Origin of the sequence: Stenotrophomonas sp. LST15-1-1.1 (genome assembly GCF_040815575.1) — a bacterium.
Classification (GTDB): domain Bacteria; phylum Pseudomonadota; class Gammaproteobacteria; order Xanthomonadales; family Xanthomonadaceae; genus Stenotrophomonas; species Stenotrophomonas lactitubi_B.
This window is the reverse complement of sequence record NZ_JBFPNJ010000012.1, coordinates 83,121-97,593: the sequence shown is the minus strand read 5'-3', so window position 1 is coordinate 97,593 and position 14,473 is coordinate 83,121. Positions and strand designations below refer to the sequence as shown.

The following is a 14,473-nucleotide window of genomic DNA, read 5'->3' as shown; positions in this document are numbered from 1 at the left end:
CCGTTCCATCTCATTCTCCCCAGCGCAGCGCGGCATCGAAGCCGATATGTCGTTCACGTTGGCCGTCGTAGACCGGCCGCGACCAACTCACGCCGTACTCGAGGATCCGCCCCTGGCCGAACTGCCACTCGTGGCGGTAGGCCACCGTCGGAATGATTGAACTGCCAAAGCCTTCCTGCCAGTAGTTGCCAACGGACACCGTCAGGCGATGGCGGAAGTGGCGCTCGTAATGGCGCCACAACTGCTGGTCGATGCGCAGGCCCACTTCCACCGAGCGGTCCCGCGAAGGGTTGAAGTACGGCGCATCGTCGCGGCTGCCACGGCTGGTGTAGACACTGCCCAGGCCATCGATCAACAGGCGCGGACGGGTCAACAGACGTTGTTCGATCGCACTGTTCAGCGTATCGCGGCGGTTGCCATCGTCGTAGCGGAACTGGCTGCCGCCGATGCTCCAGTGGGTGCGCTCGTTGCGGGTGTAATCCACGGCAACGGCGACGCTGTCGGCGGTGATGCCGGCGACGCGCGCCTGCATCGAGGCTTCCGGGTCATTGCGGGCCGCGGTTACACCCGCGTGCCAGCGATCATTGAACTGCCAGCCGACGCTGCCACGCAGGCCGGTGTCGCCGATGCTGTCGTTGGGGCGCATCACCGCCGCCTCCGCATCGAGGCGGTCGAAGCGGTAGCGCACGCCGGCACCGATCCACTGCGGATTGATGTCCTGATCCTGGAAGGTGACCGAACGGCGGTCGGCGAAGGCGAACAGGCGCCAGCGGTCGTTGAGCACCGGCGAGGCGACTTCCACGCCGTAGTGCAGGTCGTCGTTGCCCAGCGGCGAGGTGCCGCCACCGCCGGAACTGCGGCCGCCCTCGACCTTGGCCAACAGCTGCCAGCCGCGGTGCGCGCGCCAGTCGCGGTCCATGCGCTGCACCGACGGCTGGCTTGGATAGCGCGCCAGCAGATCGTCATGCAGCGGTCGCGCCAGGTCGTCGCGTTGCAGCTGCACGTAGGATTCGTACATGCCCAGGCGTGGCGCGATGTCACGTGGGTCCAGGGTGTAGGCCATCTGGTGACGTTCCAGTGCGCGCCGTGGCCAGCCGCGCATCTGGTAGACGCTGCCCAGCGAGGTCTGCAGGCTGCCATTGCCCGGGCCGACATCAACCAGCGCTTCCAGCTCGCGCTGGGCCGTGGGCAGATCGCCGCTGTAGGCCCGCACCATCGCCAGGTTCAGGTCGGCTTCGTAGCGCGCCCAGTTCTGGAAAGGGGTCTTGCCGCCACCCCAGCGCCATGCCGGTTCATCCTTCTGCCAGGCCTGCAGGTAGCCCACCGCCTTCTCCGCCTGCTCGGTTTCCAGATAGGCATAGGCCAGCTCCGAGCGTGACTGGAAGCGAGAGGGATCGTTCTTCGCGGCGGCCTCCAGCAACGGGATCGCTTCCTCAGGATTCTGGGTGGACATCAGCGAGTCGCCGACCGCCGGCAGCACGTAATCAGGCAGGGCATGGCCCTCGTCCTGCAGCGCCCGCGCCTCGTCGCGCACCTGCGCGTGGCGGGCCAGGCGGTTGAGCAGGATCAGCCGGTCCATGCGGATCCGCAGCGGCGCCTGCGCCTGCGCGGTGCCGTCGCGCTCGACGTACTGCTCCATTTCCGCCAGCGACGCCTCGGCCTCGTCCAGCCGGGTGTCTTCGGTTTCGCCGTAGGCCAGGCTCCAGTTGACCAGCTTGGCCACGTAGTTGGCTTCCAGCCGCGCCTTCTGGTCCTGGTCGAACAGGTTGGGCCGGGCCTGGTAAAGCCGCCAGGCGCGATGGGCATTGCCGATGTCGCCCAGGGTCAATACCTGCAGCTTGTACAGCAGGTCGTCGTTGGGCTCGCGCAGCTGCGCCCGCTCGATTGCCGCCAGGGCATCGACCCAGCGCGCCTGGTCACGGTAGTGGCCGATTTCGGCGAGCCGGTCGGCGCGCGTGGTCGCGGTGGGCGGCGAGGCCGCGTGGGCCCAGCACGCCAGCGTGGCGCAGGCCAGTCCGACGCAAAGCGCCAGCGGACGGTGAACGACCATGAGACCCCCTAAGCATCCATTGCTGAACGATGTGCTGAAAAGTGTGACGCACATCACATGCCAACTATAGCGGACGCGTTGCCAACGCGCCTAGTTCCTATCCGTACCTTGTTGACGGAGAGTCCTTGGATGACCGGCCAGCGTTGCCGCAACCCGTTGTCGCCCCTATGCTTTTTTGTTGTCGACTGTAACGGCACAGGGGGGGGCGTGGGACCGTCCCCGTCCATTCATCACGCTGGCAGGGCCGGTTCTGGACACGAACCGGGTCAGCTTTGGACACGCTACGTCACCCACCGCGGTGGCGGTGTGTAGATCGCGGTAGTGGGGTGTGCGGGTCCAGCTTCACGGCGGCAGGCGTGAGCCCGCCGGGCCGGTCACCACAGGTCTTCCAGCTTGCGCGGCTTGCAGGCCACCCAGGAGGCGCACAGCATCAGCAGCGCGCAACCGAACAGGAAGGCGAAGGGCAGGGTCCAGCCCTCGCTGACGGTATGCAGCCAGCCGACCAGGAACGGACCCAGGCAGCTGAAGCTGTAGCCCACGCCCTGCATGAAGCCGGACAAGGCGGCCGAGCCTGTGGGAGTGCGCGTGCGCAGATTGATCAGGGTCAGCGCCAGCGGGAACGTGGACGGCCCGACGCCCAGCAGGCAGGCCCACAGCAACGGCGCCTTCATCGGCGCGAACAGCAGGCCGGCGAAGGCGATGACGAAGGCGGAGAAGCCGATCAGCACCAGCGGGAAGGGATTCTGCAGGCGCACCGCCAGCGATGGGATTACCAGCGATGGCAGCAGGCCCAGGGCCGAAAACACCGCCACCATCACCCCACCGAAGGCGGGCGTGGCACCGGCTTCGACCACGATGCGCGGCAGCCAGGTGAACATCGAATAGGTCATCAGCGAGGTCATGCCGAACATCAGCGTCATGCTCCAGCCCAATGACGTGCGCCAGACTTTGCCGTGCGGCTGCACGGTGGGGTCGTTGCTGTCCCGCACCGGTTTCGGTGCACGGCGCGCCAGCAACAGCCACGGCAGGGTCGCCGCCAGCGCCAGCAGCGCCCACATGCCCAGCGACACCCGCCAGCCTGCGGCGTTGGCCACCGGCACCGCCAGCAGCGCCGGCATCATCGTGCCAAGCTGCAGCACGCTGATGTACAGCGTGCTCATGGTGCCGACCTTGTTGGCGAAGTAGCGCTTCACCAGCGGTGGCACCACCACGTTGCCGATGCCCATGCCGGCCAGTGCGATCACCGAGCCCAGCAGCAGGGTGCCGACATTGCCGGCGCTGGAGCGCAGCAGCAGGCCGGTGGCGGCCATCAGCATGGCCAGCAGGGTGGTGCGCTCAAGGCCCAGGCGTCGTGCCAGCGCCGGGGTGGCGACGCCGAACAGCGCGAACGAGGCGGTAGGCAGCATGCCCAGCACGCCGGTCATGGTGGTGCCGAAGCCGAACTGTTGGCCCAGCACGTCCAGCAACGGGGTGATGGAGGTGACGGCGGTACGCAGGTTGACCGCGGCCAGCAGGATTGCGGCGAACGCCAGCAAGCGACCGTGCAGCAACGATGGCGACGGGGAGGTGGGGGCTGTCATGCGGTGTTCCTTGCAGGTGGCGCACGCCGCGCAGATGGCGTGCAGCGCCCGCACCGGACGGGGCCGGTGTGGCAGGTGGGGGAGTGGCGGCCATTGTACGTGGACGACCGCGTCAGGTCCTCGACCCCGTTCCGGGATGGCGCGTCGCCGATCACTGCGTAGCCGGGTGTCCCGGATTTCAGGCACAAAAAAACCCGGAGGACACTGATGTCTTCCAGGCTTCTTGGTGACCACCGAAGTGGTCGGGGAGACAGGATTCGAACCTGCGACCTCTACGTCCCGAACGTAGCGCTCTACCAGACTGAGCTACACCCCGAAGGGAGCCGCCTATTCTAGCCATTTCCCCCGATGGCGGCAAGGGGGAAGACCGTTCTGCTTCGCTGCCGTGGCAGCGACTCCTGCGGGAACAAAAAAGCCTGGAAGACTTCACCAGGCTTCAATGCGACCACCGAAGTGGTCGGGGAGACAGGATTCGAACCTGCGACCTCTACGTCCCGAACGTAGCGCTCTACCAGACTGAGCTACACCCCGAAGGAGCCGCCAAGAATACGGTGTGAAGGCCGTATCGGCAACCCTTTTTTACAGTTTCAACGCACTTCCTTGTCGGCGCGCGCGCTTTCGCGTGCTTCGAACCACATCCCGTTGAGGATGGCCACGACCGAAGCCAGGCCAGCGCCGAGAATCCAAGCGAAATACCACATGGTCAATCTCCTGTGTGCGAGGGGTGTGCCGACCCTGGGCCGGCACACAGGCAATCAGTACGCGTTGGGGTTGTCGTCCATGTCCTCGACCGTCGTCTTGCCCTTCAGCACGCGGTACACCCAGGTGGTGTAGGCGAGGATGATCGGCAGGAAGATGGCCGTGGCCAGCAGCATGACCCACAGCGTGAGGTGGCTGGACGAACTGTCCCAGACGGTCAGGCTGGAGGTGGGCTGGCTGGAGGACGGCAGCAGGAACGGGAAGATCGCAAAACCGACGGTGAGGATGATGCCGGCAATGGACGCGCCCGAGGCGATGAAGGCCAGGCCGCCACGACGCGCGCGCAGCAGCACCGCACTGGCAAGCGCACCCAGCAGGCCCAGCACCGGGAACACCAGCGTTGCCGGCATGCTGCTGTAGTTGCGCAGCCAGCCGCCTGCGGCGGTACCTAGTTCGGCAGTCTTCAGCAGCGGATTGGTCGGCCCGTCGGTCACCACCTGCGAAGTGATCTGATAGCCCGGCAGGCCGAAGGCTACCCAGGCACCGGCAGCGGCGAACAACACGAAGCTGATGAGGGCGGCGATGCTGCCGTAGCGCGCTGCACGTTCAGCCACCGGGCCGTCGGTCTTGAGCACCAGCATGGCCGCACCGTGCGATACCAGCATGGCCACGCTGATCAGGCCGGCGATGAGCGCGAACGGCGTGAGCAGGCCGAAGAACGAACCGGTGTAGGTCACGCGCAGCGTGTCGTCGAAGTGGAACGGTACACCCAGCAGCACGTTGCCCACCGCGACGCCGGCAATCAGGCCCGGCAGCAGGCCACCGACGAACAGCACGCGGTCCCAGTTGTCGCGCCAGCGCTTGGACGGCAGCTTGCTGCGGTACTTGAAGCCGACCGGGCGCAGAATCAGCCCGAACAGCATCGCAAACACCGCCAGGTAGAAGCCGGAGAAGCTGACCGCATACAGCGGCGGCCATGCGGCGAAAATCGCGCCGCCACCCAGCACCAACCAGACCTGGTTGCCTTCCCACACCGGGCCGACGGTATTGATCACCAGCCGGCGTTCTTCATCGGTCTTGGCCACGAACGGCAGCAGGGTGCCGACGCCAAGATCGAAACCATCCATCACGGCCCAGCCGACCAGCAGGATGCCGAGCAGCAGCCACCAGATCACGCGGAGCGTGGTGTAATCAAGTGCAATGAATTCCATCTGGATTCTCCTGCCTCAGGCCTGGCCGGGGGCAACGGCATTGGGGGAAACAGGGCGGATGTCGGCCTGCAACGTCGGCAGGATGTCATCAGGACCCTTGCGGACCGCCTTCAGCATCAGCTTGATTTCGATGATCAGCAGCACCGTGTACAGGCTGGTGAACACCGCCAGCGTGGTCAGGATTTCATGCAGTGCCAGGCCCGATGCCGCATAGAAGGTGGGCAGCACGCCATCCACCGCCCACGGCTGGCGGCCATACTCGGCCACGAACCAACCGCATTCGATCGCGATCCACGGCGCCGGCAGGCTCCACACGGCCAGCTTCAGGAACCAGCGCTTGTCCTGGAAGTTGTTGCGGCACGAGTAGTAGAAGGCCAGCGCGAAGAAGGCGATCAGGTAGAAGCCCAGCCCGGCCATGATGCGGAAGGTCCAGAACAGCGGAGCCACGCGCGGCACGGTATCCATCGCGGCCTTGGAGATTTCCTCCGGCGTCGCGTTGAGGATGTCTTCACGATAGCGCTTCAGCAGCAGGCCGTGACCGAGGTCCTGCCAATGGCGATCGAACATCTCCCGTGCTTCGAGATCGTTCTTGTCCTTCTTCACCCGTTCCAGCGCGCCGTAGGCGATCTGGCCACCACGGATGCGGTGCTCTGCACGGTCGACCAGTTCCAGGATGCCGGGAATCGGCTGGTCCAGCGAACGGGTGGCGATCAGGCCCATCAGGTACGGGATCTTGATCGCGTAATCGTTGGTGTGGGTATCCTGGTTGGGGATGCCGAAGGCGGTGAAGTCCGCCGGGGCACGCTCCGTCTCCCACATCGCTTCGATCGCGGCCAGCTTCATCTTCTGGTGTTCGCTGGCGGCATAACCGCTCTCGTCACCCAGCACGACCACCGACAGCGAGGACAGCAGGCCGAAGGCTGCAGCGACCGCGAACGAACGGCGGGCCATGTCCCTGTGCTTGTTGCGCAGCAGGTAGAGGGCGCTGATCGACATCACGAAGATCGCGCCGGTCACGTAGCCGGCACTGACGGTGTGCACGAACTTGGCCTGCGCCACCGGGTTCAGCAGCACCGCGGCGAAATCGACCACTTCCATGCGCATGGTTTCGGGGTTGAACACCGCACCGGTCGGGTTCTGCATCCAGCCGTTGGCGATCAGGATCCACACCGCCGACAGGTTGGTGCCCAGCGCCATCAGCCACGTCACGGTGAGGTGCTTGACCGGGCTCAGGCGCTTCCAGCCGAAGAAGAACAGGCCGATGAAGGTCGCTTCCAGGAAGAACGCCATCAGGCCTTCGATCGCCAGCGGCGCACCGAAGATGTCACCCACGTAGTGGCTGTAGTACGACCAGTTCATGCCGAACTGGAACTCCATCACCAGGCCGGTGGCCACGCCGATGGCGAAGTTGATGCCGAACAGGGTGCCCCAGAACAGGGTCATCTGCCGCCAGACCTGCTTGCGGGTCATGACGTACACGCTTTCCATGATGGCCACCATGAAGGACAGGCCAAGCGTGAGCGGTACGAATAGGAAGTGGTACATCGCGGTCAGAGCGAATTGCAGCCGCGACAGTTCTACGACTGTCTGATCAATCATGGCCTGGCTACCTCGTTGGATAGTGCCGTTGCAGGTGGCGGGAAGGGTGGTCTACGGGGTGAATGATGTGACCGACTACTTCAAACAGCCTTGATCCAGATCAATGTATGAACAGGTGTTCAGGGGGATCGTATGCCAACCCGATGAAGACTGCGACCGCCGGCCGCAGGGGAAGGCCGTTGCCTGCGCCTACAATGCCGTCCATCCCCTGCTGCCTGTGAAGAGCCTTGAGCGCCGCCGAACCGACCGCTGACGCCCCTGATCGGGATGACGAATCGAGCCGCCTGCGGCGTGTCCGCATGGCATGGCTGGCCGATCTGGCCCGTGCCGCGAAGGGACGGCAGCGGCTGGCGTCGCTGTGCATCAGCGTGTCCGGTGCGCTGTTGATCGGCCAGGCCGCTGCCATCGCCTGGCTGGTGCAGCAGGTGCTGGTCGAGCGCGCGCCGTTGGCCCAGGGCCTGCCGGTGCTGGCCGCGCTGGCGGTGATCCTGGTGGCGCGGACCCTGCTGGGCAGTGCCACCCAGGCGGCGGCCGGTGACGTTGCCGACGCCGCACGCCTGTCACTGCGCGAGCGTGTCTTCGCGCGCCTGCTGGGGCATGGCCCGTTGTGGCTGCGGCAGCGCCGCACCGGTGAGCTGGGCGAGCTGATGTTGCATCACGGCGATGCCATCGAGAACTACTACAGCGGTTTCCTGCCGGTACGCACCGAAGTGGTGGTGGTGCCCTTGTTGATCCTGGCCGCTGTGGCCTGGGTCGATTGGGTCGTCGCACTGATCCTGCTGTTCACTGCGCCGCTGGTGCCGTTTTTCATGATGCTGGTGGGCTGGGGCGCGGAAGCGGCCGGACGCGCGCAGCTGGGCGAACTGGCGCGGATGAGCGGGCACTTCGCCGATCGCATCAAGGGCCTGGGCCTGCTGCGCCTGTATGGCCGCGGGGACGTCGAGCTGGCCGGCATCGAGGCTGCGGCCGACGGCGTACGCGTGCGCACCATGAAGGTACTGCGCATCGCCTTCCTGTCCTCCACCGTGCTGGAATTCTTTGCCTCGGTCAGCGTGGCGATGGTGGCGTTGTATCTGGGCCTTAGCTATCTGGGCCTGATGTCGCTGCATGCGACCGTGCCGACGCTGGGGGCGGGCTTGTTCTGCCTGCTGCTGGCGCCGGAGTTCTACGCGCCGTTGCGGCGCCTGGCCGCGCACTATCACGACCGCGCCAATGCACTGGCCGCTGCCGCCGAGGTGGAGCGCCTGTTGCAGGTGCTGCCGGAAGACGGGGCTACGATTGCAGAGGACAGCGTGCTGCTGACACCGGAGCCGGCCGAGGCCGCCTTGCCGCCGCTGCAGGCGCACGGTTTGGCGCTGCGCCCGTTGGGTGCCGCGCACGACGTGCTGCAGAACCTGGACCTGCAGCTGGAACCGGGGCAGCGCCTGGCTCTGGTCGGTCCCAGTGGCAGTGGCAAGAGCACGTTGCTGGAAGCGCTGGCCGGGTGGCTGCCGCCGCGTGCGGGCCGGGTGCAGCTGCGGCCGGGGCTGCAGGTGGCCTATGCCAGCCAGCGTCCGTATCTGTTCCACGGCACCATCGCCGAGAACCTCCGCCTGGCCGATCCCGGTGCCAGTGACGCGCGCCTGCGCGCCGTTGCCGAAGCTGCACAGGTGCTGCAGTTCGCGCAGCGCCTGCCGCAGGGTCTGGATACGCTGATCGGCGAACGCGGCTTCGGCCTGTCCGGTGGCGAGGCACGTCGCATCGGCCTGGCCCGTCTGCTGCTGCGCGATCCGCAGGTGCTGCTGCTGGATGAGCCTACTGCCTTCCTCGACGCCGAAACCGAAGCGGCGCTGCTGCGCAGCCTGGCCGCGTATGCGCGCGGACGCAGCGTGGTGGTGGCCACCCACAGTCCGGCGGTGATCGCCTGGGCCGACCGCTGCCTGCTGTTGCCCGAAGGGCGCCTGGTTGAGCCGGCGCAGGCGGTACGCGCATGAGCCGCTCTGCCGATTCGCTGCGCACGGTGTTCCTGCGCCATCGCCCGCGCCTGCTGCTGGCAGTGCTGCTGCTGTGGACCACGATGCTGGCCGGCACCGCGCTGCTGGGCCTGTCTGGCGGTTTCCTCACCGCTGCAGCGCTGGCCGGTGCAGCGGGCCTGGGCCAGGGCTTCAATTTCTTCACTCCGTCGGCCGGCATCCGCGGGCTGACCATGGCGCGCATCGCATCGCGCTATTTCGAAAAACTGGTGGGGCATGACGCCACCCTGCGCATCGCCCGCGACCTGCGTGTGTGGTTCTTCCGCCGCGCGCTGCCGCTGGCGCCGGCAAGGCTGGGTGCGACCCGCACCGGCGATCTGCTGGCGCGGCTGCTGGGCGACATCGGCGAAATCGATGGCCTGCTGGTGCGTGCCATTGGCCCGCTGCTGGCGCTGGGCGCGTTGACCTTGGTGGGCGTGGGCTCGGCAGCGGTGATCCTGCCATCGGCAGCGCTGCTGCTGGCGGTACTGGCGTTGCTGATCGGCATTGGCGTGCCGTGGCTGGGCGTACGTGGCCATGACAGCGAAGAGGCCGACCGCGCGGCCCATCGTGCAGCGTTGCGCACGGCGGCATTCGAGGGACTGGAAGGGGCGGCTGACCTGGCCGCGCTGAATGCCGGCAATGCCTGGCAGCTGAAGGTGCGGGTGGCGGCCAAGCAGGTGGCCTCGCGCGATCGTCGTCGACGCCTGCGGCTGATCGCTGCATCAACGCTGCATGGCGTGCTGGCCGGGCTCGGCCTGGTGGCGATGCTGGCGCTGGCGCTGCATGCGGCCGAACAACAGCGGATCGCACCGGAAATGGCCGCCGGGCTGGTGTTCCTGACGGTAGCGATGATCGAACTGTGGGCGGGCATGGGCCTGGCCTGGCAGTCGCTGCAATCGGGCCGCATTGCCGCCGCGCGCCTGCAGGCCATCGTCGAGCAACCGCCTTCGGTGCAGGAGCCGGCATCGCCGCAGCCGCTGGCGCCGGCCGCGACCGTGCACTGGGACGATGTGCACTTCCAGTGGCCGGGCGCCGCACGGCCGGTCCTGTGTGGCCTGCAGCTGACGCTGGCGCCGGGCGAGCGCATCGCCATCCGTGGCGACAGCGGCAGCGGCAAGACCACGTTGTCGAGCCTGCTGCTGCGCCTGTGGGATCCGCAGCAGGGACGGCTGACCTACGGTGGCCAGGACCTGCGCGATGTCGCCCAGGCCGACTGGCACCAGCACCTGGCGTGGCTGCCGCAGAACGCGCCGGTATTTGCCGGCAGCGTGGCCGAGAACCTGCGACTGGGTGATCCCGAGGCCAGCGACGAGGCGTTGTGGGCGGTGCTGCAGCGGGTACGGCTGGGCGAATGGGCCGAGCGCAACGGCGGCCTGCAGGCCTGGGTGGGCGAGAACGGTGCAACGATGTCGGCCGGCCAGGCGCGGCGCCTGGCACTGGCCCGCGCGCTGCTGCGCAATGCACCGATCCTGCTGGTGGATGAGCCCACAGAAGGCCTGGATGTGGATACCGCGCGCGCACTGCTGCAGGACCTGCCGGCGCTGCTGGAAGGACGCAGCCTGTTGATGATCACTCACGATGACCTGCCCGCAGGTGTGGTGGATGTGCAGTACCGCTTGCGCGATGGGGTACTGGTCCGCGAACCGCTTCGGTAGATGCCGGCCTTGGTCGGCATATCCACGCGTGGCGTGGATCTACAGGGCAGTTACCGGGAAAATTCGCGCAGCATCACCGCGATCGAGGCCACGTTGGCCAGCACGCACAACCAGAACACCCACTGGAACTGCATCTTGCGGTGCTTGTGGCGGAACATGGCCTGGCCGAGCAGGGCACCAGGCCAGCCGCCAGCAAATGCCAGCAGCTGCAGCGTGCGTTCCGGTGTCCGCTGCTGATTGCGCTGCGCGGCACGCTTGTCGTGTCCATACAGACCGAATGACACCGCGCTGGCCAGCGCGCACCATGCGCCCAGCCACAGCGGAAACACGCCGGTTGCGGTCAAGCCGATCAACGCACCGCACGCGGCCAGCGCCAGATTGCGCCGCCACACCATTACAGTTCGTCGAGAAAGCCGCGCACGGCCGGGCCGAAACGGTCGAAGTCGACCAGGAACGCGTCATGGCCCTGCGGTGACTCCAGGCCGATGAAGCGCGCATCCGCGCCGCCGGCGCGCAGGCCATCGGCGACCTGCTGCTGCTGCTGTACCGGAAACAGGATGTCGGTGTTGGCGCCGATCGCCAGCGCCTTCTCGACGCGGATGCTGCTCAGTCCGGCCAGCACATCGCCATCGCCATACTCGGCCAGGTCGAACCAGTCCATCGAGCGGCTCAGGTACAGATAGCAGTTCGGATCGAAGAAACGCACGAACCGGCGTGCATGCCCTTCCAGATAGCTTTCGACCTGGAATTCCAGGCCGAACGGATCATCGTCGGTCTGGTCGGAATCCAGCCGCACGCGACCAAAGCGGCCATCCCATTCCAGCGCCGAGCGGTAGGTGATCACGCCCAGCTTGCGTGCCATGCGCATGCCTGATTCCGGGTACGCCTCATTGTCATAGTGGCCACCGTTCCAGCGTGGATCCAGGCGGATCGCTTCGCGCTGCAGCGAACGGATGGCGATCGAGAAGGGCAACGCCTGCGCACTGCCGGAAATGTTGATATGGCTGCGGGCGATGCCCGGGTGCAGCAGCAACACCGCCAGTGCTGTCATCCCGCCCATTGAATTGCCGATCACGCAGGCGAGCTGTTCGATGCCCAGTGCGCGCACCAAGTCGATCGCCGCGCGTGCGCCGTCTTCGATCGACAGCTCCGGAAAATCCAGTCGATACAGCTCGCCGTTGGCCGGATTGATCGACGCAGGGCCGGTGGAGCCCTTGCAGCTGCCCAGCGAATTAACGCACACCACGAACCAGCGGTCGGTGTCGATCGGCTTGCCGGGGCCGATCATGGCTTCCCACCAACCCGCCGCAGGATTGGCTTCGTTGGCCGCCGCATGCGCGTCGGGCGACAGGCCGGTGACGATCAGGATCGCGTTGCTGGCGTCTGCGTCCAGCGCGCCCCAGGTCTCGTAGGCCACGCGCGCGCCATGCAGGGCGCCGCCGCGTTTGCACGGAAAGGGTGAGGGCAGGGCATGGAAGCGGGTGCCGGGCGGAATGAATTCGGTCATGCGGGCATTCTAGCGGGGCGGCGTGTGCAGCTGGCGACACGCTTGTTTCCACGGGCGGGTTGAGCGTGGATCCGCCGGGCCATGCCCGGCGAGCGCAGCGGCGCGTGTACGTTACGGGAACCGCAGCTCGACCACGCCGTCATGCGGCAGGCTGACCTTGACCGGGGCGGTCTGCAGGTCGTCTTCGCTGCGGTTGGCGCTGCCGCTGCGCGAAATGCGTGCCAGTACTTCCACTTCGCGATGCGCCGACAACGGTGCGGTCGGCATCGGGCTGTCGCCGTCGCCGAGGCCGACCGTTGCAGGGAAGCTGGCCAAGGGCAGCTTGCGTGCAGCCACCGGCATCGGCGGGCCACCCACCGCGCGCGCCAGCACGAAGACCTGGGTGCTGGCCGGCCAGTCGCCTGCTTTCAACGATGCGGGCAGATGCACCCGCACCTGCAGCAGTGTCGGTGCAGTCGCTGCCGGTGTGTCCAGCGGCTGCCCGGCCGCCTCACGGGCGATGGTGATCTGCGCCTGCAGCGCCTGCGCCGCGCCCGGTTCCAGGCGAGGCAGCAGCGTGCTCCAGAGGTCGGCAGCCTCGGCGTTGCGGCCACGCTGGCGCAGCGCGATGCCGAGCAACCAGCTGGCGCGCTCGGCATCGGGCGACAAGGTATGCGCACGCTGCAGCCATGCCAGCGCGGTGTCATCGAACTGCTTGCCCGGATCGGCCTGCGCGCGTGCCTGCGCGGCCTCGACCAGCACGCCCGGTTCGTCCGGCGCCAGTGCTGCGGCGCGGTTGAAGGCATCGGCTGCAGCGGCTGCATTGCCGAGTTCGGCCTGCGAACGGCCCAGCAGTGCCCAGCCATCGGCGCGTTGCGGGTCACGCTGCAACGCCTGCTGCAGTGCCTCTACGCCGTCGCGCAGGGTGGCCACCGATGGCGCGGGCTGCACCTGTGCAGCCTGCGGATTGCCGACCAGCAGATACAGGCAGGCGCCTGCCACACCCAGCGCCACCACCCCCAGCACGAAGCTACGACGGCCTTGCTGGCGCAGCGGCCACAGCACCACGGCCGCCAACAGCGCAGCGGCCACCGCAGCAAGCATCGGCAACCAGTGCGTCACCAGTCTTCTCCCTCGGTTGGGTTCACCACAGCGGACGCATCCATCTGCCGGCTGCGACGACGGACGATGCCCATCACCACCAGCGCGCCGCCACCCAGTACCAGCAGCGGACCGCCCCACAGCAGCCAGGTGCCGGGTTGCAGCGGTGGTTGATACAGCACGAACTCGCCATAGCGGGCGACCAGGAACTGCTTTATCGCCGCATCGTCCAGGCCCTGCTGCATCAACTGCAGCACTTCACGGCGCAGGTCCTGGGCGATCTGCGCGTTGGAATCGGCCAATGACTGGTTCTGGCACTGCACGCAGCGCAACTGCGCGGCCAGGTCGTGGAATCGTGCTTCCTCGGCCGTATCGCGGAACACCAGCGGCCGCGCATCATGCACCGGTTGCTGGGCGAGGCCGGCGTCCGGCAGCGCCAGGGTCATTGCGAGCAGCAGCGGCAGCAGCCAGCGCATGCGCTTACGGCGAGGCGTGCAGGGTGTTGCCGGCATCGCCCTGCGCCTTTTCAAGCTTTTCCAGCGCCGGAATCAATTTCTCGTCGACCACCTGCTGGGTCATCGCGCCGCTGTACTTCCAGCGCACGATGCCACTGCCATCGACCAGGAAGGTCTCCGGTGCCGCGGTCACGCCCCAGTCGATGGCGGTGCGGCCTTCGATGTCGCTCAGCACGACCATGAACGGATTGCCCAGCTGTTCCAGCCAGTGCAGCGCGTCGGTGGGTTCATCCTTCCAGTTGTAGCCGATCACGCGTACGCGCTTGCTCTCGGCGAAGCGGGTCAGCACCGGATGTTCTTCGCGGCAGGCCGCACACCAGCTGCCCCAGACGTTGAGCAGGTAGGGCGCACCGCGCAGTTCTTCGCTGCGCACGATCATCTGCGGGTCATGCAGCACCGGCAGCGCGAACGCCGGCGCCGGCTTGTCGATCAGTGCCGAAGGCAGCACATCGCGCTGCGGATCGCCCGATTTCATCACCCCGTAGATCATCAGGCCAAGCAGGCCGAAGAAGAACAGGACGCCAATCACGATGGCTACCGGCGGCAGCGGGCGGGACGGGCGTGGGGCGGGCGACTCGGACAT

12 protein-coding genes and 2 tRNA genes are annotated in these 14,473 nt (G+C 67.0%); 2 read left to right on the top strand and 12 right to left on the bottom strand.

Going from position 1 to position 14,473, the window contains the following annotated elements; translation table 11 throughout:
* Nucleotides 1-10: 10 nt before the first annotated feature.
* The 7 genes from pgaA to MRBLST15_RS08010 form a co-directional block, all read right to left on the bottom strand.
* The gene (gene pgaA / locus MRBLST15_RS08040) at nucleotides 11-2,050 is read right to left on the bottom strand and encodes a poly-beta-1,6 N-acetyl-D-glucosamine export porin PgaA (protein ID WP_367785639.1); all 2,040 of its coding nucleotides are present in this window, start codon (nucleotides 2,048-2,050) and stop codon (nucleotides 11-13) included.
* Between the two features lie 374 nt (nucleotides 2,051-2,424).
* Nucleotides 2,425-3,630, bottom strand: coding sequence for a CynX/NimT family MFS transporter (locus MRBLST15_RS08035; RefSeq protein WP_265955517.1), 1,206 nt, complete (start codon nucleotides 3,628-3,630; stop codon nucleotides 2,425-2,427).
* A gap of 239 nt (nucleotides 3,631-3,869) precedes the next feature.
* Nucleotides 3,870-3,946 (bottom strand) — tRNA-Pro (locus MRBLST15_RS08030).
* Nucleotides 3,947-4,084: 138 nt separating this feature from the next.
* Nucleotides 4,085-4,161: transfer RNA gene (locus MRBLST15_RS08025), tRNA-Pro, on the bottom strand.
* Between the two features lie 56 nt (nucleotides 4,162-4,217).
* Nucleotides 4,218-4,331: a cytochrome bd-I oxidase subunit CydX gene (gene cydX, locus MRBLST15_RS08020; RefSeq protein ID WP_025876452.1), complete on the bottom strand. Its 114-nt coding sequence runs from the start codon at nucleotides 4,329-4,331 to the stop codon at nucleotides 4,218-4,220.
* A 54-nt stretch (nucleotides 4,332-4,385) separates the two neighbouring features.
* Complete coding sequence (gene cydB, locus MRBLST15_RS08015; RefSeq protein ID WP_265955516.1) at nucleotides 4,386-5,540, bottom strand: cytochrome d ubiquinol oxidase subunit II; 1,155 nt, start codon at nucleotides 5,538-5,540, stop codon at nucleotides 4,386-4,388.
* 15 nt (nucleotides 5,541-5,555) lie between these two features.
* Nucleotides 5,556-7,139 (bottom strand): cytochrome ubiquinol oxidase subunit I, encoded by a 1,584-nt coding sequence (locus MRBLST15_RS08010; RefSeq protein ID WP_099821188.1) that lies wholly within the window; start codon nucleotides 7,137-7,139, stop codon nucleotides 5,556-5,558.
* A 227-nt stretch (nucleotides 7,140-7,366) separates the two neighbouring features.
* Between MRBLST15_RS08010 and cydD the strand changes: the two genes are divergently transcribed.
* Together cydD and cydC are read left to right on the top strand one after the other, a co-directional pair.
* The gene (gene cydD / locus MRBLST15_RS08005; protein WP_414716132.1) at nucleotides 7,367-9,112 is read left to right on the top strand and encodes a thiol reductant ABC exporter subunit CydD; all 1,746 of its coding nucleotides are present in this window, start codon (nucleotides 7,367-7,369) and stop codon (nucleotides 9,110-9,112) included.
* Nucleotides 9,109-10,788 carry a thiol reductant ABC exporter subunit CydC gene (cydC, locus tag MRBLST15_RS08000; protein ID WP_367785638.1) on the top strand — a complete coding sequence of 560 codons (1,680 nt, stop codon included), beginning with the start codon at nucleotides 9,109-9,111 and terminating at the stop codon, nucleotides 10,786-10,788. The genes cydD and cydC overlap by 4 nt, the downstream gene beginning before the upstream one ends.
* A 50-nt stretch (nucleotides 10,789-10,838) precedes the next feature.
* On the opposite strand, the gene MRBLST15_RS07995 is transcribed toward cydC, so the two are convergent.
* From MRBLST15_RS07995 to MRBLST15_RS07975, 5 genes are all read right to left on the bottom strand, one after another.
* Entirely contained in the window at nucleotides 10,839-11,183 is a 345-nt protein-coding gene (locus MRBLST15_RS07995; protein WP_265955944.1) for a DUF1294 domain-containing protein, read from the bottom strand.
* The gene (metX, locus tag MRBLST15_RS07990; RefSeq protein ID WP_265955942.1) at nucleotides 11,183-12,295 is read right to left on the bottom strand and encodes a homoserine O-acetyltransferase MetX; all 1,113 of its coding nucleotides are present in this window, start codon (nucleotides 12,293-12,295) and stop codon (nucleotides 11,183-11,185) included. Before metX ends, MRBLST15_RS07995 begins: the two co-directional genes overlap by 1 nt.
* A 111-nt stretch (nucleotides 12,296-12,406) precedes the next feature.
* Nucleotides 12,407-13,399 (bottom strand): tetratricopeptide repeat protein, encoded by a 993-nt coding sequence (locus MRBLST15_RS07985; protein ID WP_265955949.1) that lies wholly within the window; start codon nucleotides 13,397-13,399, stop codon nucleotides 12,407-12,409.
* Nucleotides 13,393-13,851, bottom strand: a complete 459-nt coding sequence (locus MRBLST15_RS07980) for a cytochrome c-type biogenesis protein (RefSeq protein ID WP_312705790.1) — start codon at nucleotides 13,849-13,851, stop codon at nucleotides 13,393-13,395. The genes MRBLST15_RS07985 and MRBLST15_RS07980 overlap by 7 nt, the downstream gene beginning before the upstream one ends.
* Before the next feature lie 4 nt (nucleotides 13,852-13,855).
* Nucleotides 13,856-14,473 (bottom strand): DsbE family thiol:disulfide interchange protein, encoded by a 618-nt coding sequence (locus MRBLST15_RS07975; protein WP_025876469.1) that lies wholly within the window; start codon nucleotides 14,471-14,473, stop codon nucleotides 13,856-13,858.